Source organism: Nonomuraea sp. NPDC049646 (genome assembly GCF_044465525.1).
Classification (GTDB): domain Bacteria; phylum Actinomycetota; class Actinomycetes; order Streptosporangiales; family Streptosporangiaceae; genus Nonomuraea.
The window spans coordinates 32,005-51,182 of the sequence record NZ_JBITLU010000013.1 but is presented as its reverse complement, the minus strand read 5'-3'; the positions used below and the strand labels follow the sequence as shown (position 1 = coordinate 51,182).

Genomic DNA, 19,178 nt, shown 5'->3' with positions numbered 1-19,178 from the left:
TCCCGGAACCCGGAAGCCCTCGGGCGCGCGTCCCCCGTCGATTCTCCGGCCGGAGAATTCCCGGGAGGCGCGACGATTCCTCGGCGCTCCGGATGCATTGCCTTTCGGTTGCCACCCGGTACACGCTCTCGGGCGCGCAGTACGCTGCATGACAAATCGCCCTTTTTTGGGAAATCTTCGGAAATCTCGGCAATTTATCTGAGAATGCGATTTATAGGGCCCATTCGCGGCGGGGGGCCGGCAGGAGTTGCCTGAGCGCCCGGCCGTCGCGGTGGTGCGGCCGCCGCTCGTGCGGGTAGCCGAGCGAGACCTCCTCGAAGCGCACCCCGTCGTGCCAGCTCGTGCCCGGGATGTGCAGGTGGCCGTAGACGACCGCGGCGGCGCGGAAGCGCAGGTGCCAGTCGGCCGTCTGCTCGGTGCCGCACCACTGCGCCAGCGCCTGGTGCCGCAGCACCCGGGTGGGGGCGCGCAGCAGCGGGAAGTGGTTGACCAGGACCGTGGGCAGGGCCGGGTCGAGCGCGTCCAGGCGCGACTCGCTCTCGCGCACCCGGGCCCGGCACCACGCCTGCCTGCTGGGATAGGGCTCGGGATGCAGCAGGAACTCGTCCCTGCACACCACCCCCTGTTCGCGGGCCAGGCCGAGCGCCTGCTCCCGGGTGGTGCCGGGCGGGCGGAAGCTGTAGTCGTACAGCAGGAACAGCGGGACGACGGCCACCGGGCCGCCCGCCCCCGTCCAGACCGCGTACGGGTCCTCGGGCGTGAGCACGCCGAGCCGCCGGCAGATCTGCACCAGGCGCCGGTAGCGCTCCTCGCCGCGCAGGCCGGGGTCGCCGGGCGTGGTCCACAGCTCGTGGTTGCCCGGCGCCCACACCACCTTGGCGAAACGCTCGCCGAGCAGGCCGAGCGTGCGCTCGAAGGCGTCCAGCCGCTCGGCGACGTCCCCCGCCACCAGCAGCCAGTCGTCCGCGGTGCGCGGGCGCAGCTCCTCGACGGCCGCCCAGTTCTCGGGAAATCCGACGTGGAGGTCGCTGATCGCCAGTAATGCCGCACCGGAGGCGCTCACGCCGCGAGCGTATGCGCGCGGGAACGGCCGGGAGGCGCGCGGAAAGAAGAACAGGGGTCGCCGGAGGGCGAATAGGGGGTGGCGGCGGCGCCTTTGTGGATAAGGGCGCGGGGGCGTCCCTTAGGGGTTGTTGCGGCGCACCGCGCATTCAATTCTGAGCATGCCGAAGAAAGCGGAAATGGCACGGCCGTGTTCCGGGGGTGAGGGTGATGGCCGAGGTACGGGGGCAGGAATTCGCTGATTTCGCGCGGGAGGCCAGGCCCATGCTGCGCCGGGTGGCCTTCCGGCTCTCCGACGACTGGCACGAGGCCGACGACCTCGTCCAGCGCACCCTGCTGGCGCTGCACCGGCACTGGGACGGCCTCGACCGGCGCGACCGCGCCGAGGCGTACGCGCGGCAGATCATGCGGCGGCTGATCATCAGCGACCGCAGGTCGCTGCGCTGGTCGCGGGAGGTGCTCAGCGGCGCGCCGCCCGACGCGGCCGCGGCGCTGGACCCCTACGACCTGGTGGGCGAGCGCATCGTGCTGATGGGCGCGCTGGCCAGGCTCGGGCCGCGGCAGCGGGCGACGATCTTCTTCCGGTTCTGGGAGGGGCGCAGCGCCGAGGACACGGCCCGGGTCATGGGCAACGAGTCCTCCACGGTGCGCAGCCAGACCGTCAGGGCGCTGAGCACCCTGCGGGCCGCGCTGGCGCGCACCGACCCCGCCGACCCCGCCGACCGTACCGACCGAAAGCCGACCTGAACGAGGGAGTACCCATGGGTCCACTGCTCTACGAGACGAGGGTGGAGACGCTGGAGGCGCTCGCGGACACCATCGTGCCCGGCCCCAAGCGCGGTCCGGACGACCGGGCGGTGGCCGGCATGAGCCAGACGGGCGGCGCGGTCGCGGCCGGCGCCGTCGAGCTGCTGGAATGGGACGCCACCGGCGTCACCGAGGGCCTGGACGACTACGCCCGCTCGCTGAACGAGCACGCCCGCGCCCACGCCGACCAGCACGGCATCGTGCTGGCGGAGGGCGTGCCGGCGTTCGTGGCCCTGCCGTTCGAGGAGCGCGGCGCGCTGGTGCGCACGCTGACCGCGCCCGGCCACCCGGAGAAGGCGCTGTGGGTGCTGCTGGTGCTGTTCTGCTACATGGCCTACGACTCCGCCGCCCACCTGCACACCGCCGACGCCATCAGGGCCGGGCACCCCGGCCTGACCGCCATGGGCATCGCCCCGCCGGACGCGGACGGGCTGTGGCGCTTCCCCGCCTACTCCTACGGCCGTCCCCTCGCCGACCTCCACCCGGACACGACAGCTTCAGGGAGCCCCGCATGAACGGCGTCGAACGCACCGACGTGCTGGTGATCGGCAGCGGCTTCGGCGGCGCGATCCCCGCCTACCACCTGGCCGCCGGCGGCGCCGACGTGGTGATGCTGGAGCGCGGCCCGTGGCTGGAGTCGGCCGACTACGAGCACGACTTCAAGCTGGGCTCGTCCTACACCCGCATCTTCGACTTCACCGTCGGCGACGGCATGAGCGTGCTGGGCGGCAACTGCGTGGGCGGCGGCAGCGTGGTCTACTTCGCGGCCATGCCGCGCGCGCCGCGCTTCGTCTTCGAGCGCCGCGGCAGCATCAACCGGCGCATGTGGCCGGCCGCGATCAGCCGCGACACCCTCGACCCCTGGTACGACCGGGTCGCCGAGTCGATCTCCATCACCCAGCAGGGCTGGGAGGACGTCTCCTACTCCGGCGGCCTGTGGGCGGCGGCCTGCCGGCACGCGGGCCGCACCGCCAACCCCGTCCCCGCGGCCGTGGACACCGGGGCCTGCGTCAACTGCAACTGGATGATGGCCGGCTGCCGGTTCGACGCCAAGCAGTCGCTGCTGGTCAACTACCTGCCGGCGGCGCTCGCCCACGGCGCCAGGATCAGGCCGCTGCACGAGGTGCAGAGCATCGAGCGCACGCCCGACGGCTCCTACCGGGTGCACTACAAGATCGTCCACGGCGAGGACTACCGCCTGACCGAGGGCGAGGGCACGATCGAGGCCAAGGTGGTGGTCCTGGCCGCCGGCGCCGCCGCCACGCCGGTCATCCTGCAGCGCAGCGAGGCCGCGCTCGGCGCGATGCCGCACGCCGTGGGCCGCTACTTCTCCGGCAACGGCGAGCGGCTCAACACCGCCGTGCTGAACGAGGAGCGCGTGCGCGAGGTGCTGGGCCTGGAGCGCGGCGACGGCCTGGCGTACGCGGCCAACCAGATCGGCAAGGGCCCGACGGTGGCCAACTGGGACCGGCTGGACGGCTCGCTGCCCGAGTACACCCGCTACTCGCTGGAGCAGCTCTACTTCCCGCCCGGCCTCGGCACCATCCTCGCGCTGGCCGGCGGCCCCGACCCGGCGTGGTTCGGGCTGCGCAAGAAGGAGATGCTGGAACGCTGGCGGTCCTGGCTGATCATCTTCCAGATGATCGAGGACGACAACGAGGGCGTCTTCGGGCCGCCGCCCGTGCGGGGCAACGCCGACCGGGTGTCCCAGCAGATGCTGGGTGTCGGCCGGCTGTCGTACAAGCCGACCGCGAACACCTCGGCCGCCTGGGCGATGGCCGACGCCGAGTGCAAGGAGATCCTGGAGCGCGACGGGCTGGCCACGGTGACGCCGTGGACGAACGACCTGGTCGGGGCGTACACCGTGCATCCGCTGGCCTCGTGCCGGATCGGCGACGACCCGTACACCTCGGCGCTGGACGACGGGCACGAGCTGCGCGGGCATCCGGGGATCTTCGTCACGGACGGCTCGGCCGTGCCGGGCGCGCTGACCGTCAACCCGGCGATGACCATCTCCGCGCTGGCCGAGCGGGCCGTGCCGGGGATCGTCAGGGCCGCGCGGGAGCGGGGCGTGGAGGTCTCCTACGGCGCGCCCGCCCCGGACGGCTCCACCGCCGGCCGCCGGGCCACCGCGTCGCTGGCCGCCGCCGCGCTGCGCGGTTAGGGCGCCGGCGATGGGACGGCTGCTCAGCCGGATGACGGCGCCCGGCGCGCTCGCCCAGGTGCGGCACGTCCGCCCGGTGCGGCCGGGCGCCGCCCGCGGCCTGGTGGCCCGGGTGTACGAGCAGGTCGAGCGGGACTTCGGCATGCTGGCGCCGCCGGTGGCCCTGCACTCCCCCGCGCCGCGCGCCCTGGCCGCGTGCTGGCTGGTCCTGCGCGAGTCGCTGCTGGCCGACGGGGCAGCCGGACGGGTGGCCGGGGAGCTGGTGGCCAGGGAGGTCTCGGCCGGCAACGCCTGCCCGTACTGCGTGGACGTGCACGGCGCGACCCTGCGCGCGCTGACCCCCGCCGATCCCGCGCTGCGGCCGCTGGCCGCCTGGGCCAGGGCGAGCGCCGCACCCGGGGCCGGCCCCCCGCCGGTGACGGGGGCGGCGGCCGTGGAGCTCGTGGCGGTCGCGGTGACCTTCCAGTACCTCAACCGCATGGTCAACGTGTTCCTCGGCGACTCGCCGCTGCCGCCGGAGCTGCCGGGCGCGGCGCGCGGGCCCGCGCTGCGCGTGTTCGGCGCGCTCATGCGGCCCGCCGCGCGGCGGCCCGCGGCCCCCGGCGGCTCGCTCGGCCTGCTGCCCGGCGCGCCGCTGCCGGACGACCTGGCCTGGGCGGGCGGCGTCCCGCGGCTCGGCGCGGCGTTCGCCAGGGCCGCGGCGGCGATCGAGGAGGGCGGCGCGCGGCGGCTGCCCGTCCAGGTCCGCGAGCTGGTCGCCGAGCGGGTGTCCGGCTGGGACGGCGTCCCGCCGGGTCCCGGCGGCGGCTGGGCGGTGCAGGCCGCCGCCGCGCTGCCGCCCGCGCAGCGTCCGGCCGCCCGGCTGGCGCTGCTGACCGCGCTGGCCTCCCACCAGGTGGACGCGCGGACGGTCGGCGAGTTCCGGGCCGCGACGCCGGGCTCGGCCGCGCTCGCCGACGCCGCGCTCACCGACGCCGCGCTCACGGACGCCGCGCTCGTCGAGGCGGCCGCCTGGGCGGCCATGACCGCCGCCCGCCGGACCGGCGCCTGGTGCCTGCCACCCGCCGCGCCGCCCGCCACCCCGCTTCCGACCGCATCGACAGCCGACTGAAAGGAACGAGGACGTGACCGAGCTAGAGGTAGTGCTCGACGACCTGGCGGCCGACGGCGACCAGCTCGACGCGCTGGTGTCGGGCCTGGACGCCCAGCAGTGGAAGCTGCCCACCCCCGCGCCGGGCTGGACGATCGCCGACCAGATCGCCCACCTGGCCTTCATCTTCCGCCTGGCCACCGCCGCGGCCACCGACGCGAAGGCGTTCGCGGCCATGACGGCCGGCGCCGAGAAGAACTTCGACGGCGCGGTGAACGCCGCGCTCAAGGCGTTCGAGAACGACTCGCCGGACACGCTGCTGGCCAAGTGGCGGGCCGGACGGTCGGAGGTGCACGCCGGTCTGGCCGCCGTGCCCGCGGGCGAGGTCGTGCCGTGGCTGGTCAACCCGCTGCCGCCGATCGTGCTGGCGTGCGCGGGCATCATGGAGACCTTCGCCCACGGGCAGGACGTCGCCGACGCCCTCGGCGTGCGGCTGGAGCGCACCGACCGGCTGCGGCACCTGGTCGTCTTCGCGGTGCTCACCCGGGACTTCGGCTACCTGTCGCGCGGGCTGACCCCGCCGGCCGAGGAGTTCCGCTTCGAGATCACCGGCCCCTCCGGGGAGGTGTGGGCCTACGGCCCCGAGGACGCCGCCCAGCGGGTCAGCGGCCCGGCCGAGGACTTCTGCCTGCTGGTGACCAGGCGCCGGCACCGCGCCGACGTGGCGGTCACGGCGACCGGCGCCGAGGCCGACCGCTGGCTGGACATCGCGCAGGCCTACCGCGGGCCGGCGGGCGCCGGCCGTCGTCCCGGCCAGTTCGCCCGCGCCGGCGTCTAGAGAAGCGGCCTCTGAGAAGCGGCCTCTCAGAAGGGGCTTCTGAGAAGCGGCGTCTGAAAGGCGGCGTCCTGAGAAGCCCTCCCGAACCGCGGGCGCGCCCGTCCGGAACTCCCCCAGTCCCGGGCGCGCCCGCTTCTCACACCCCGGCCTCCAGCGCGCGGCGGTCCACCTTGCCCGAGGCCGTCTGCGGCAGGCGCTCGACGAACGTGATCCGCCGGGGGAACTTCTGGGCCGCCAGCCGGGCCCGGACGAACGCCTTCAGCTCGGCCGCCTCGACCGCCGCCGAGGCCACCACGTACGCGTGCGGCCGGGTCAGCCCGCGCAGCCGGTACCCGACCACCGCGCACTCGACGACGGCCGGATGCTCGCGCAGGCAGTTCTCGATCTCGGCCGGGGCCACCCAGGACCCGCCCACCTTCAGCAGGTCGTCGGCCCGTCCCCGGTAGCGGAAGTAGCCGTCGGCGTCCCTGGTCACCAGGTCGCCCGAGCGCACGGTCCGCCCGCCCACGAACGTGCTCGCGGTCCGCTCCGGATCCTGCCAGTACTCCAGCGCGACGGCGTCGCCGGTGACCTCCAGCCGTCCGGTCTCGCCGTCGGGGACCTCCCGCCCCTCGGGGTCCACGACGCGGGCGCGGTAGCCGGGGACGACCTGGCCGAGCGTGCCGGGCCGGACCCGTCCCGGGCGGTTGGACAGGAAGATGTGGTACGCCTCGGAGGAGCCGAGCCCGTCCACCACCTCCACGCCGAAGGTGTCGCTCCAGCGGCGGTGCAGCTCGGGCGGCAGCGCCTCGCCCGCCGACGTGCACAGCCGCAGGCAGCTCAGGTCCTGCCGGCCGGCGTCGGGGTGGGCGAGCATGGCGCTCATCATCGTGGGCACGTTCACCAGGACCGTGGGCCGGTGCTCGGCGATCAGCTCGAAGATCGTCTCGACCCGGCTGCGCTCGGGGAAGATCACGCCGGCCGCGCCGACGCCGAAGGGGAACAGGGCGGTCAGGTCGCGGGCGTAGCCGAAGAACAGTTTGGGCACGGGCAGCACCACGTCGTCCGGGCGCAGGTCCAGCACGCCGCGGGCGTAGGAGTCGAAGCTGACGTGCGGGCTCCTGGCGGGCAGCACGCAGGCGCGCGGCGCGCCGGTGCTGCCGGTGGTGAACTTCCACAGCGCCACGTCCCCCGCGGCGACCGGCACCGGGTCCAGCCGCGCCTCCTGCGCGGCGACCAGGGTGTCGAAGTGGTGCTCGCCGGGGCGCAACTGATGGCGCGGCACGCCGGTGACGAGCAGGCCGGTCAGCCCCGCCGCGCGCAGGCTCTCCAGAGCCGACGGCCCCGCCACCACCAGGCGCGGACGGGCGTAGCCGGCGAAGTAGCGGTAGTCCTTGGGCCGCAGGAACGTGTAGACCTCGGCGGTGACCGCGCCGATCTTCTGGGCGCCGTACCAGGTGGCGACCGACTCCACGCTGTCGTCGGCGGCGATGAGCACCCGGTCGCCGCGGCGTACGCCGAGCTCGCGCAGCGCGTTGCCGGCGCGGTCGGCCAGGGCGCGCAGCGTCGCGTAGTCGACGCGGCCCTGGCGGGTGACGAGCGCGGTCCTGGCGCCGTCGGGGCGGTCGAGGAATCGTGCGGCGATGTTGAAAGAGTCCATGACATGCCTTCTCGCTGCTCTGCTCGCGGGATGGTTCCGCCTTCCACGGTGCCGGGGGCGGGCCGTCCGCAGGGGGTTCTGAGGCGTCAGCAAGCTGGCGGTCGTGGCAGCTTGCTGACGGGTTTCTCCCGGATTGCGGGATGGCCGCCGCAGCGTTGACGGGCCCGTCGGGCCGCGCGTGTACTGGGGTTGCGGCGGCCGCGACGGCCGTCGCGCTGCGGAGGAGAAGCGATGGCATCCACGCCCGCGGGCTCGTGGCCGGTGACGGAGACGACCGGTGAGGCGCCCGGTGACATCACCCGTGACATGACCGGTGACATGACCCGTGACATGACCGGTGACATGACCGGTGAGACGGCGACCGAGACGGCCGCGCCGACGGCCGACTGCCTCGGCGGCGCCGTCCATCTGGCCTGCGCCGAATCCCCGCAGGACGAGCTCGCCGTCATCGTCGCCGGGTTCGCCGGCTACGAGGCCCAGAGCCGGGCGCGGGCCCTGGCCCGGCTCGCCGCCCTGCGCCGCCTGCGCCGCCTGCCCGGCGACGGCCCCCAGGCCGCGTGGACGGGGACGGAGCTGCGCCTGTCGGACTTCGTCGCCGACCCGCCCGCGAGCCTGCGGCGGCACGTGCCCGGCACCGGCCTGCTCAGCGGGCGGCGCTACCGGCTGCCCGTCGAGGTGGTGTGGACGGGCGGGCACGAATGCCTGGTCGAGCCGGCCACGAGCGGCGTGGTGGACAGCGGCGTGCCGGAGGCGATCGCCGAGGTGGTCGCCCACGACGTGGTGGCGCGCTGGTGGGCCGAGCCGCGCGAGCCGCTGCTGCGGGTCTCCGGCTCGCTGGACCGCCTGCTGCCGCCCGGCGTGACGGCCGCGGCCTCGGGGCTGGGGCTGCGGATGTCGGCGTTCGTGTTGTCGGTGCCCGATCTCCGGGTCGCCCTGGTGACCGTCGGCGGCGAGGGCGCGACGCTGGCCGCGGCGGCCGGCCGTACCGTGAAGTCGGCGGTGTGCGAGGCGTTCCTGCGCGCGATGGCGGCCAGGGCGCAGCCGTGGAGCACGCTGGAGCTGCCCGACTGCCTGCGCCGGTTCGCCGTGTGGCAGCGGGAGGGCGACTACGCCGCCCATCTGGAGCGCCTGGCCGTCGACGCCGATCCGCGGCTGGTGGACGAGGTGAGCGGGCTGCGTCCGTCCGGCTGGCCGGAGATCGCGGCGCGCCGGTTCGGGCACGAGCCGGTCGCCGTGCGGGCCGGCGGCGAGGTCGTCAAGGTGTTGTGCCCGGGGGCCGCGTGCTACCGGGCCGCGCCCGGGGCCACCGTGCTGCCCTGTCCCGTGCCCTGACCTCTGCGGACACCGCAACCTGCGAGGAGCGCCGGCCGTCCGGATTCCGATAATGGAAGTGCAAGCTCCGGCCGCCGAACCCCCGGGAGGTGGGGCGTGGATCTGTCCGTCATTGGAGTCACCCCCGAAGCGGAGGCGGTCTACCGCTATTTCCTGCGCCATCGGGGCGAGAGCGTCGGCTCGGTGCCCGAGGCCCTGGACCTCGATCCCGAGACGGTGGAGTCGGCGGTGGAGACGCTCGACCGGCTCGCCATGCTCGACCTGAACGACCGCCACCGGGTCACCGCGACCGAGCCGAGGGTCGCCATCGAGCGCCTGGTCGAGCAGCGTCTGGAGGAGCTGAACGCGGAGATCCGCCGGGTGTTCGGCGCCCGCGACGCCATCTCCAGCTTCCTGGAGGACAAGCGGGAGGGCGACCGCTCCAACGCGGTGCTGGACATCGAGCGGGTGGAGAGCGGCGCGCGGGTCCGCCAGCGCCTGGACGACCTGGCCTTCTTCTCCTACAAGGAGACGCTCTGCCTGCACCCTGGCGGGCCGTTCAACGAGGTGATGATCGAGTCGGCGCTGCCGCTCGACACGCGCTCGCTGCGGCGCGGCCTGGCGTTGCGCGAGATCTTCCACCCCAAGGCGCTGGAGGACCAGCGCATGGTGTCGTACCTGCGCGAGCTGGCGCATCTGGGCGCCGAGATCCGCGTCACCGACCAGCCGATGGACCGCATGCTCATGTACGACCGCAGCGTGGCCGTCGTCCCGATCGACCCCAAGGCGCACTCCACGGGGGCGCTGCTGGTCCGCGAGCCGGGTCTGATCTCCCAGCTCGTCATCTACTTCGAGGGCCTGTGGAAGGCGGCCGTGCCGCTGGCCGACCACCTCGACCCGCCCGGCGAGGAGCCGACGCTGTCGAAGATGGAGCAGCGGGTGCTGGCGGTCATGGCCACGGCCGACAAGGACGAGATCGCCGCCCGCGAGCTGGACATCTCGGTGCGCACCTACCGCCGTTACGTCGCCGACCTGATGGCCAGGCTCGGCGCGGTCAACCGTTTCCAGGCCGCGCTGCGGGCCAAGGAGGAGAACTGGATCTGAGGCGTTTCCTCTGTTGTCTCGTGTCGCAGGACATGAAGAACCCCCGCGTCCCGGTCGCGGGGGTTCTCTCGTGTTCGGCCCGTGTTCTATAGGCAGACCTCCTCGGGGAAATTCACGGTCAATTCCTTTCCGGTGTCGGGGCTTTTTACGGCCAGGTGTTGCCCTGGGGGGAGGGCAGCGGGGTGGGCAGCGGCCAGGTGTTGCCCTCCGGGCCGGCCGGGGCGGGCCAGGTGTTGCCGTCCGCCTGCAGCACCGTGTCGGCGGCAGCGGCGGCGGCCTGCGCGGCGGTGGCGCCGACGGCCCAGACGAGCATCCCGGAGACAATCGCGATAGTCCACTGGGAAATCCTCTTGGCAACAATGCTGTTCGTCATTTCACTGCCTCTTTCTCGGCGGTTCGTGGCGCTGTTTCCTTGCACTTCCAACTTTGCGCCGCGGCGGGGGCGCGAACCAGGCTTCGGCGAGGCAGCAAGCTGCAGGGCGTTTCCGCTTCCTGCCACGTCCGGCGCGGTCAAGCACTGCAGGAGGTGACATGAAACGGCCATCGATCCTTAACTGGACGTACCGGGAAGAGTCCGAGGAGGAAACGATGACCATCTCCCCCGAGGTCCTCCAGGAAGCCCCGCCGTCGGCCATGGACCGGCTGCGCGAGGAGCTCGCCGGCGCGCGTGCGGACGTCGCGCGCGGCCGCCCGCAGGCCGTGGAGCGGCAGCACGCGCTGGGCAAGCGCACCGCCCGCGAGCGGCTCGACCTGCTGCTGGACGAGGGCTCGTTCCTGGAGATCGAGATGTTCCGGCGGCACCGGGCCCAGGGGCTCGGCATGGAGGCCCAGCGGCCGCACACCGACGGGGTCGTGGCCGGATCCGGAACCATCGACGGCCGCCGCGTCTTCGTCTACGCGCAGGACTTCACCGTCTTCGGCGGCTCGCTCGGCGAGGCGCACGCCCAGAAGATCCACAAGGTGATGGACCTGGCGCTGTCCAGCGGGTCGCCGTTCATCGGGCTCAACGACAGCGGCGGGGCCCGCATCCAGGAGGGCGTGCTGTCGCTCAACGGCTACGGCGGCATCTTCCAGCGCAACGTGCAGGCGTCGGGGGTGATCCCGCAGATCGCCGTCGTGCTCGGCCCGTGCGCGGGCGGGGCGGCGTACTCGACGGCGCTGGCCGACTTCACGTTCATGGTGCGCGACACCGCCCAGCTCTACCTGACCGGCCCGGACGTGGTCGAGGCGGTGACCGGCGAGCGCATCACGCACGCCGAGCTGGGCGGCGCGCAGGTGCACGCCAGCCGGTCCGGGCTGGCCACGTTCGTGCACGACGACGAGGAGAGCTGCCTGGCCGCCGTCCGCGACCTGGTGTCGATGCTGCCGAGCAACAACATGAGCCGGCCGCCGGCGCTGCCCGCGCGGGCAGCGGCCGGCGACGCCCGGCCCCGGCTGGCCGAGATCGTGCCGGTGGAGCCGAACAAGCCGTACGACATGCGGCTGGTCGTCGCCGAGGTGGTGGACGACGGCGACTTCCTCGAACTGCACCAGAGCTGGGCGCCCAACGTGATCTGCGCGCTGGCCCGGATCGACGGCCAGGTGGTCGGCGTGGTGGGCAACCAGCCGACCGTGCTGGCCGGCGTGCTGGACGTGTCGGCCGCGGAGAAGGCGGCCAGGTTCGTCCGGTTCTGCGACGCCTTCTCCATCCCCCTGGTCACGCTCGTGGACGTGCCCGGCTTCCTGCCCGGCAAGGAGCAGGAGCACGCGGGCGTCATCCGGCACGGCGCCAAGCTGCTGTACGCCTACTGCGAGGCGACCGTGCCGCGCGTCCAGGTCATCGTCAGGAAGGCCTACGGCGGGGCGTACATCGTGATGGACTCCCGGTCGATCGGCACCGACCTGTCGCTGGCCTGGCCGACCAACGAGATCGCGGTGATGGGCGCCGAGGGGGCGGTCAACATCATCCACCGCAAGGAGCTGGCCGCCGCGGCCGACCCCGCCGCCCGGCGGGCGGAGCTGCTGGAGCAGTACACCCGCGAGCTGGTCCATCCGGCGTACACGGCCGAGCGCGGCCTGGTCGACGCGGTGATCGACCCGGTGGAGACGAGGTCGGCGGTGGCGCGCGGGCTGGCCATGCTGCGCGACAAGCGCAAGCACGTGGCGCCGCGCAAACACGGCAACCTTCCCTTGTAGGGCTTCCCGTCAGTTCCCCCCGCCGACCGCAGGGCTTCCCGTCAGTTCCCCCCGCCGACCGCAGGGCTTCCCGTCAGTTCCCTTGGTCGGCGCAGGGGACGGGCGCGGGCACCGCCGCCGTCCCGGCGCGCTGTCCGGGGAGCCTGAGCGCGGCCAGGACGCCCGTCAGCATGACGGCGCCCAGGACGAGCACCGCCGCGCGCATCCCCTGGGCGGAGGCGTCACGCAGGGCCTGCCCGCCCAGCCCTTCGATGCCGTGGTTGGCCACGGCCACCAGGCCCGCCAGGCCCGCCGCGGTGCCCACCTGCAGCGCGGTGGAGGCCACGCCGGAGGCCAGGCCCTGCTCGTCCGCCGGGACGCCGGTGCCGGCCGCGATCCACATGGCCTCGTACGTGATGCCCATGCCCAGGCCGATGACCACGACCCCGGGCAGGACGGTGAGAAGCGACCCGTCCCCCTGCAGGCCGGGGGCCAGGAGCACGGCGCCCGCGGCGTTGACGAGGATGCCGGCGATCAGCGTGCCGCGGGTGCCGAGCCGGTGGACCAGCCGCTCGCTGAGGAAGTTGCCGGCCGTGATCGACAGGGTCGGGGCGAGGAAGGCCAGGCCGGTCTCCAGGGCGTCGAAGCCGAGGACGTCCTGGAGGTACAGGGTCAGGAAGTACGGCACGGCCTGCATGGTCAGGCCGAAGAGGAGGATGACCACGACCGCGCCGCTGACTGCGCGGTTGCGGAACAGCCGCAGCGGCATCAGCGGCGTCCGCCCCCGCGCCTGGAGGCGCAGGAACGCCGCCACCAGCACCACCGCGAGCACGGCCGACGCGACCACCTCGGCCCGCGCCCAGCCCGCCTCCGAGCCGTGCGCGACCGCGAAGATCAGCAGCGTGACGCCGGCGGTGCCGGTGAGCGTGCCTGGCACGTCCACGCTGCCCCGGGTGGCGCGGCCGTCGGGGGGCAGCAGGGCGAAGGCCGCGGCGACGCCCACGGCGGTCAGCGGCACGTTGACGTAGAACACGGCCTGCCAGCCCAGGGCCTGGGTGAGCACCCCGCCGGCCAGCGCGCCCGCCGTGAGCCCGCCGGCCCCGGCCATCGCCCAGACCGTCAGCGCGCGGTTGCGCTCCCTGCCCTCGGCGAAGGCGGTGTTGACCAGGGCCAGCACCGCGGGGAACAGCACCGCGCCGGCCAGGCCCTGCACGGCGCGGGCGGCGAGCAGCACCGCCGGCTCCGTGGCCAGGCCGCCCAGCACGGAGGCCGCGCCGTACAGCGCCATGCCGAGGACGAACATCCGCCGGCGTCCGGCCAGGTCGGACAGGCGCCCGCCGAGCAGCAGGAAGCCGCCGTAGAGGACGGCGTACGCGGTGACCACCCATTGCAGGGTGTGCGCCGAGAAGCCGACGTCGGACGCGATGTCCGGCAGGGCCACGTAGATGATGGTGAAGTCGAGACTGATGATCAGATGCCCCAGCGCGAGCAGCGCGAGGCTCCACCCCGGCCGCCGGATGCGGGCCGGGGAGCGGGTGCTGGACATGGATGTGCCTTTCGTCCGTACGGGGTCCGGTGGCCTGTCATGGCTGCACCGGAACCGGCGGACATCTGTTGGCACACCCCCTGAGCGCGCTGGGGTGGGCTGCGCCCGGGCTCGGGCGGTCCGGTCCGGTCATCGCCCCTCCCCGGGTGTTCCGCGCCGTCTCCGGGACGACTATGCCGTCCGCCGCGGTCCGGCGGGATCGGCCGTCCGGTCACCGGGACCCGGGACCTTGGACCTAGGACCAGGGGCGGGGCCGTTGACAGCATGCGGCGGCGGCCTGCAGCTTCCTGACGTCGCCATCCCTGGATCGCGCCCGTCCCGGATCCCACAGTGGAGGTACGAGAGACAGACCTCCGGCAGACGAGATGGAGATGAGACCCCATGTTCGCCCCTTCACGCCGCACGGCGACGAGGAAGCCATGCTGATCCAGGTGACGATGCGCCAGGTGCGCGGGATGCCGTTCCTCGGCTCCCCGATCGACGGGATCCGCATCATGGCGCTCCTGCCGGGCCACTGGCACAAGGACCTCACCCAGGCCGGCGGGGACATCGTCATCCGGATGCGCGTGGACGAGCCCCTGACCAGCGCGCAGGTGCGCGCCGAGGTGACGCAGACGCTCGCCAACCCCGAGGTGGACCGGTGGGAGCTGGTGGCCTGCCGCGTCCTGTCCCACAGCAGCACAGCCGCAAGGGAGGAAGACCAGTGATCGCATCTGTGGTGGCGCCAGGAGAGTGCCAGGTCTGGTGGGCCGGCCCGCGCGACCATCCGGAGGGGACCCTGCTGTCGGTGCTCAGCGAGCCCGAGCTCGAACGGGCCGCGCGGTTCCGCCGCGAGCCCGACCGCAGGCGCTTCCTGACCGGCTCGTGGCTGCTGCGCACCGCGAGCGCCGTGCAGCTCGGCGTGCGCCCCGAGGACGTCGTGGTGGACCGGTCGTGCCCCGACTGCACCCGGTATCACGGCAAGCCGCAGGTCCGGGCGCCCGGCTTCCCGCTGCACGTGTCGGTCTCGCACTCCGAGGACCGGGTCGCGGTGGCCGTGACGACCGAGGGGCCGCTCGGCGTGGACGTGGAGGCCGTGCCCGCCGACCCGGTGGACGACCTGGCCCGCTGCGCGCTCACCGAGGCCGAGCTGGCCGTCCTGGAGGCGTTCCCCCAGCAGGACAGGTACGAGGCGTTCGCGAAGGTCTGGGTGCGCAAGGAGGCGGCGCTCAAGGCCACCGGGCACGGCCTGCGGGTGCCTCCGACGGAGGTGGCGGTCAGCGGGCCGGCCGACGACCCGGCCCTGCTGAGCTGGCCGCTGGACATCCCGCCGGAGAGCCTGCGGTTCCGCGTCCTGTCGCCGGGCCGCGGCTACGTCGCCGCGGTAGCGGTGATCACCGGCCGTCCGGTCGAGGCGGTGGAGTTCCACCTGCCCGCCGCGCGGGCAGACTTCGCACGGGGCCCCCTGCCGGGGCCGCTGGCCGGCGTCGCGTGACGGGGAGGACGATCCAGATGCGAAGGACCTTCCTCCTCCTGCCGGGCTCCTGGTCGGGCGCGTGGATCTGGGAGCCCGTCGTCCGGCGGCTGCGCCTGCTCGGGCACGACGCCCGCGCCGTCACCCTGCGCGGCCTGTCCGGGCCGCGCGACGACGTCGCCGGCGTCGGCCTGCAGACGCACGTGGACGAGGTGCTGACCCTGCTGAAGAACGAGGGCCTGCGCGACGTCGTGCTCGTCGGGCACAGCTACTCGGGGCTGGTGGCCGGTCAGGTCGCCGACCGGGCGCCGGGCCGCGTCGCCCACACCGTCTACGTCGAGGCGTTCCTGCCGCACGACGGCCGTTCGATGCTGCACGCCTTCCCCGACCGGCAGCGGGAGCAGGAGCTGCGCCTGATCGAGTCGGGCGGGGGCCGCTGGCCCGCCCCCGACCACACCCTGGTGGCCGAGGGACAGGGCCTCACGGCGGCGCAGGCGCGCTGGCTGGCCGCCCGGTTCGTCGGCCACCCCGGCCGCGCCGTGGCCGAGGCCGCCGTGCTCAGCACGCCGCTGGAGCGCCAGCGGGCCAGCTACGTGGTGTGCGACCTGGACCACTTCCAGGGCAGTCTGTCGCCCGACGTGTCCGCGCTGCGCGCGGCGCCGTCCTGGGACTTCCACACCCTGGACACCGGCTGCTGGCCGATGGTCTCAGCGCCCGGCCCGCTCAGCGCTCTGCTGTCCGACGCCGTCGCCGGCCGCCGCTGAGCCGGCCGCCGCTGAGCCGGCGGCCTCGGGACCCGGTGCTAGCCCGGGCCGCGAGGACGCGGGAAGCAGCCGCCGCAGCGAGCCGGCGTGCAGGAACCACAGCAGGCCCAGCGCCACGGCCAGGAGCAGGGCGCTGAAGACCCACTCGTTCGACCCGTCCGGCCCGTAGACGCGGCCGCCGGAGCCGATGTCCACCGCGCGGACCGGCTGCCCTGCCCGGTGGGTGTAGCGGTCGCTGCCGTACAACTCGACGCCCGTCCGGCCGGTGGCGCCGTCGTCGGAGCGGAAGTCGCCCGTCCAGACGCAGGACTCGTGCCCCGGATGCGTGATGCACGCCAGCGTGCGCGGCACGAACACCCCGGGCACGCCGTCGGCGCGGGCGGCGCGGACGACCGTGCCGAGGTTCGGCACGGTCAGGAACAGCAGGAAGCCCGCCACCAGGCTGAGCGCGAAGGAGAAGGCCGGGGAGACCCCGCGGCGCCCGGAGCGCGCCATCACGCCGGCGCCACCGCGCAGGCGCAGCGCATCTCCGCCCGCTCGGACGGACGAGGGCTGCGGTGCAGGAGCATGGCCACCACCATGGGCACGAAGACCAGCCCGTTGTAGAACAGGTGCAGCTCCATGCGCGGGACGAGGAGCTGGATGATGCTCGTCGGCACCGGACGGCCCATCAGGTTGTTCCCGGTGAGCGCCTGGAGGAGCAGCAGCAGGTGCTCCAGGTGGTGCCAGACCTGGATGCCCAGGGAGATGTTCCACCACGTGCGTGACCTGCCGGTGAAGCCGGAGCGCAGCATCAGCAGGCCGACGAGCATCAGCAGCGCGTAGCCGTAGTGCATCCACTCGGAGCTGACCAGCCAGGGGAAGGGCATGCCGAGGACGCCGCGCGCCTCCTTCAGCGGCCAGCCCAGCACGTAGACCTGGATGGCCTGGGCGACGTGCTCGGCCCAGTGGGCGAGCACGACGACGAGGTAGAGGGTGAGGGCGGGCTTGTGGTAGCGGGTGTTGAGCGCGCTCAACAGGCCGCCGGACGTCGACACCGTGTGGGTGGCCATGCGGGAACCTCGGCTTCCGGGATCGTCGGTCACGCGTCGTCCCGGCACGGCGAGGTCGCCGGCGAATGCTCTTCGGTCCCCTTCGGTTGCGCCTGCTCCGGGAGATCGCGAGTTCAGTGTCCGTTGTGACCCCGCGCCTGACAACTCACAAATTGCGCGGCAGGCCGGCGAGCAGTTGCTTGGTCGTCAGGGTGACGCCGCAGCGGCCGGCGACGTAGCCGAGCGCCTGCCGGTGGTCGGCGGCGCTGAGGTCGGCGACGGCGTCGGCCACCACGTACGGCTGGATGTCGTGGGTGAAGGCGTCCAGCGCGGTGGTCAGGACGCCGATGTGAGCGTAGACGCCGGCGATGAGGAGCTGGTCGCGTCCCGACTCGCGCAGCCACCACAGCAGGGTGGTCTCGTGGAAGGCGCTGTAGCGCCGCCGGGTGAAGATCCAGTCGCCCGGTCCGGGCGCCATCGGCTCGGGGAAGCCGCGCCGGGCGGGCTCCAGCCGGTCGCTGCGCCGCCAGAAGTCCCTGGCCAGCCCCTGCTGCTCACCTGTCAGCAGGCCCGGCTGGGCCGCGTAGGCGACGGGCACGCCGAGGCGCGCGCACAGCTCGCGCAGCGCCGTCACGTTGCGCACCAGGTCGGTGAGCGGCGCCTCGCCGGGCGGGAAGAGGTCGAGGCAGGCGTGCTGCAGATCGACCAGCAGCAGGACGGCACGGCGCGGGTCGGGCGTCCAGGTGACCGCGGCGGGCGGCAGCTCGGCGGCGTCCGGCATCGGGTAGGGCTCGATCTCTGAAACGACCGGCACGGCGACCTCCGAATTTCTCGCAGCTTTTTGAGGCTGTTTCCATGATGTGCCGCCACGGCGTCCCCCGAAATGCGGAACGGCGGCAGGAAGCTGACTTCCCGCCGCCGTTTCCAGCCATTTTCCTTTTTCCGGGCAGCGTGCCCGGCCCATGGTCAGAGCCCGGCCGCCGCCCGCAGTTCCTCCGTCCGGTTCACCCGCTCCCAGGTGAACTCGTCGCGGCCGAAATGCCCGTAGGCGGAGGTGCCCGCGTAGACGGGACGCAGCAGGTCCAGGTCCCGGATGATCGCGGCCGGCCGCAGGTCGAACACCTCGCGCACGGCGTCGTGGATGCGCTCCCTGGGCACCCGTTCGGTGCCGAAGCACTCCACGAACAGGCCCACCGGCCGCGCCTTGCCGATCGCGTACGCCACCTGCACCTCGCACCGCCCGGCCAGCCCCGCGGCCACCACGTTCTTGGCCACCCAGCGCATGGCGTAGGCGCCCGACCGGTCCACCTTGGAGGGGTCCTTGCCGGAGAACGCGCCGCCGCCGTGCCGGGCCATGCCGCCGTACGTGTCGATGATGATCTTGCGTCCGGTCAGGCCCGCGTCGCCCATCGGGCCGCCGACCTCGAACCGGCCCGTCGGGTTGACCAGCAGCCGGTGGCCGGCGGTGTCGATCCCCGCCTCGGCCAGCACCGGCTCGACGACCTCGCGCGTGACGTCGGGGGTCAGCATGTCGGCCAGGTCGACGTGCGCGGCGTGCTGGGTGGACAGCACGACGGTGTCCAGGCGGACCGGCCGGTCGCCCTCGTACTCGACGGTGACCTGCGTCTTGCCGTCCGGCCTCAGGTACGGCACCGTCCCGGACCTGCGGACCTCGGCCAGCCGCCGGGCCAGCCGGTGGGCCAGCATGATCGGCAGCGGCATCAGCTCGGGCGTCTCCTCGCACGCGTAGCCGAACATCAGGCCCTGGTCGCCGGCGCCCTGCCGGTCCAGCTCGTCGGCGGCGGCCTCGCCGCGGTGCTCGTAGGCGTCGTCCACGCCGCGGGCGATGTCGGGCGACTGGGTGCCGATCGACACCGACACGCCGCAGGAGGCGCCGTCGAAGCCCTTCTGGGAGGCGTCGTAGCCGATCTGCAGGATCGTCTCCCTGACCAGGCCGGGGATGTCCACGTACGTCTGCGTGGTGACCTCGCCCGCGACGTGCACCATGCCCGTGGTGATCAGCGTCTCGACCGCGACCCGGCTGCCGGGGTCCTTGGCCAGCAGGGCGTCCAGGATGCCGTCGCTGATCCGGTCGGCGATCTTGTCGGGGTGGCCTTCGGTGACCGATTCTGAGGTGAACAAACGACGTGACACCGATGCCTCCTAGTAGGGCAGCCGGCGCCCGGCGGGGGTGCGCAGGTCGAGTGCGGTCACG

Annotated in this window: 19 protein-coding genes; 11 read left to right on the top strand and 8 right to left on the bottom strand. The window is 73.7% G+C overall.

Features of this window, described 5'->3' with window-relative positions; genetic code table 11:
* Window positions 1-211: 211 nt before the first annotated feature.
* Window positions 212-1,063, bottom strand: a complete 852-nt coding sequence (locus ACIBQ8_RS33915) for a metallophosphoesterase family protein (RefSeq protein WP_397174614.1) — start codon at window positions 1,061-1,063, stop codon at window positions 212-214.
* A 209-nt stretch (window positions 1,064-1,272) separates the two neighbouring features.
* Between ACIBQ8_RS33915 and ACIBQ8_RS33910 the strand changes: the two genes are divergently transcribed.
* Genes ACIBQ8_RS33910 through ACIBQ8_RS33890 form a run of 5 tightly spaced genes read left to right on the top strand, consistent with a single transcriptional unit; the run spans window position 1,273 to window position 5,961 of the window.
* Window positions 1,273-1,809, top strand: a complete 537-nt coding sequence (locus ACIBQ8_RS33910) for a sigma-70 family RNA polymerase sigma factor (RefSeq protein WP_397174612.1) — start codon at window positions 1,273-1,275, stop codon at window positions 1,807-1,809.
* A gap of 14 nt (window positions 1,810-1,823) precedes the next feature.
* Window positions 1,824-2,384, top strand: coding sequence for a DUF5987 family protein (locus ACIBQ8_RS33905; protein ID WP_397174610.1), 561 nt, complete (start codon window positions 1,824-1,826; stop codon window positions 2,382-2,384).
* Window positions 2,381-4,033 (top strand): GMC family oxidoreductase N-terminal domain-containing protein, encoded by a 1,653-nt coding sequence (locus tag ACIBQ8_RS33900; RefSeq protein ID WP_397174608.1) that lies wholly within the window; start codon window positions 2,381-2,383, stop codon window positions 4,031-4,033. Before ACIBQ8_RS33905 ends, ACIBQ8_RS33900 begins: the two co-directional genes overlap by 4 nt.
* A 10-nt stretch (window positions 4,034-4,043) precedes the next feature.
* Window positions 4,044-5,144 carry a carboxymuconolactone decarboxylase family protein gene (locus ACIBQ8_RS33895; protein ID WP_397193980.1) on the top strand — a complete coding sequence of 367 codons (1,101 nt, stop codon included), beginning with the start codon at window positions 4,044-4,046 and terminating at the stop codon, window positions 5,142-5,144.
* Window positions 5,145-5,157: 13 nt separating this feature from the next.
* Window positions 5,158-5,961, top strand: coding sequence for a TIGR03084 family metal-binding protein (locus ACIBQ8_RS33890; protein WP_397193979.1), 804 nt, complete (start codon window positions 5,158-5,160; stop codon window positions 5,959-5,961).
* A 136-nt stretch (window positions 5,962-6,097) separates the two neighbouring features.
* On the opposite strand, the gene ACIBQ8_RS33885 is transcribed toward ACIBQ8_RS33890, so the two are convergent.
* Window positions 6,098-7,600 carry a benzoate-CoA ligase family protein gene (locus ACIBQ8_RS33885; protein WP_397174604.1) on the bottom strand — a complete coding sequence of 501 codons (1,503 nt, stop codon included), beginning with the start codon at window positions 7,598-7,600 and terminating at the stop codon, window positions 6,098-6,100.
* 231 nt (window positions 7,601-7,831) lie between these two features.
* Between ACIBQ8_RS33885 and ACIBQ8_RS33880 the strand changes: the two genes are divergently transcribed.
* Window positions 7,832-8,932 carry a hypothetical protein gene (locus tag ACIBQ8_RS33880; RefSeq protein ID WP_397174603.1) on the top strand — a complete coding sequence of 367 codons (1,101 nt, stop codon included), beginning with the start codon at window positions 7,832-7,834 and terminating at the stop codon, window positions 8,930-8,932.
* 96 nt (window positions 8,933-9,028) lie between these two features.
* Window positions 9,029-10,015, top strand: coding sequence for a helix-turn-helix transcriptional regulator (locus tag ACIBQ8_RS33875; protein ID WP_357709415.1), 987 nt, complete (start codon window positions 9,029-9,031; stop codon window positions 10,013-10,015).
* Between the two features lie 145 nt (window positions 10,016-10,160).
* Here ACIBQ8_RS33875 and ACIBQ8_RS33870 read toward each other — a convergent pair whose 3' ends face one another.
* Window positions 10,161-10,328 (bottom strand): hypothetical protein, encoded by a 168-nt coding sequence (locus tag ACIBQ8_RS33870; protein ID WP_397174602.1) that lies wholly within the window; start codon window positions 10,326-10,328, stop codon window positions 10,161-10,163.
* 275 nt (window positions 10,329-10,603) lie between these two features.
* On the opposite strand from ACIBQ8_RS33870, the gene ACIBQ8_RS33865 reads away from it, so the two are divergent.
* On the top strand, window positions 10,604-12,190 hold the full coding sequence (locus ACIBQ8_RS33865) for an acyl-CoA carboxylase subunit beta (protein ID WP_397174601.1): 1,587 nt from the start codon (window positions 10,604-10,606) through the stop codon (window positions 12,188-12,190).
* A gap of 73 nt (window positions 12,191-12,263) precedes the next feature.
* Here the strand turns inward: ACIBQ8_RS33865 and ACIBQ8_RS33860 are convergent, their stop codons facing one another.
* A complete protein-coding gene (locus ACIBQ8_RS33860) occupies window positions 12,264-13,715 on the bottom strand; it encodes an MFS transporter (protein ID WP_397193978.1) in 1,452 nt (483 codons plus the stop codon).
* 371 nt (window positions 13,716-14,086) lie between these two features.
* Here ACIBQ8_RS33860 and ACIBQ8_RS33855 point away from each other — a divergent pair, with 371 nt between their 5' ends.
* Genes ACIBQ8_RS33855 through ACIBQ8_RS33845 form a run of 3 tightly spaced genes read left to right on the top strand, consistent with a single transcriptional unit; the run spans window position 14,087 to window position 15,932 of the window.
* Window positions 14,087-14,422: a hypothetical protein gene (locus ACIBQ8_RS33855; protein WP_352329776.1), complete on the top strand. Its 336-nt coding sequence runs from the start codon at window positions 14,087-14,089 to the stop codon at window positions 14,420-14,422.
* A complete protein-coding gene (locus ACIBQ8_RS33850; protein ID WP_364338558.1) occupies window positions 14,419-15,189 on the top strand; it encodes a 4'-phosphopantetheinyl transferase superfamily protein in 771 nt (256 codons plus the stop codon). Before ACIBQ8_RS33855 ends, ACIBQ8_RS33850 begins: the two co-directional genes overlap by 4 nt.
* 17 nt (window positions 15,190-15,206) lie before the next feature.
* Window positions 15,207-15,932, top strand: coding sequence for an alpha/beta fold hydrolase (locus tag ACIBQ8_RS33845; RefSeq protein WP_397174597.1), 726 nt, complete (start codon window positions 15,207-15,209; stop codon window positions 15,930-15,932).
* On the opposite strand, the gene ACIBQ8_RS33840 is transcribed toward ACIBQ8_RS33845, so the two are convergent.
* From ACIBQ8_RS33840 to metK, 4 genes are all read right to left on the bottom strand, one after another.
* Window positions 15,876-16,430, bottom strand: coding sequence for a hypothetical protein (locus tag ACIBQ8_RS33840; protein WP_397174595.1), 555 nt, complete (start codon window positions 16,428-16,430; stop codon window positions 15,876-15,878). The two genes, ACIBQ8_RS33845 and ACIBQ8_RS33840, sit on opposite strands and share 57 nt — an antisense overlap.
* Window positions 16,427-16,984 (bottom strand): hypothetical protein, encoded by a 558-nt coding sequence (locus ACIBQ8_RS33835; RefSeq protein WP_397174593.1) that lies wholly within the window; start codon window positions 16,982-16,984, stop codon window positions 16,427-16,429. Before ACIBQ8_RS33835 ends, ACIBQ8_RS33840 begins: the two co-directional genes overlap by 4 nt.
* 145 nt (window positions 16,985-17,129) lie before the next feature.
* Window positions 17,130-17,777, bottom strand: coding sequence for an isochorismatase family protein (locus ACIBQ8_RS33830; protein WP_397174592.1), 648 nt, complete (start codon window positions 17,775-17,777; stop codon window positions 17,130-17,132).
* A 152-nt stretch (window positions 17,778-17,929) separates the two neighbouring features.
* Window positions 17,930-19,117, bottom strand: a complete 1,188-nt coding sequence (gene metK / locus ACIBQ8_RS33825; protein ID WP_397174590.1) for a methionine adenosyltransferase — start codon at window positions 19,115-19,117, stop codon at window positions 17,930-17,932.
* Window positions 19,118-19,178 lie beyond the last annotated feature (61 nt).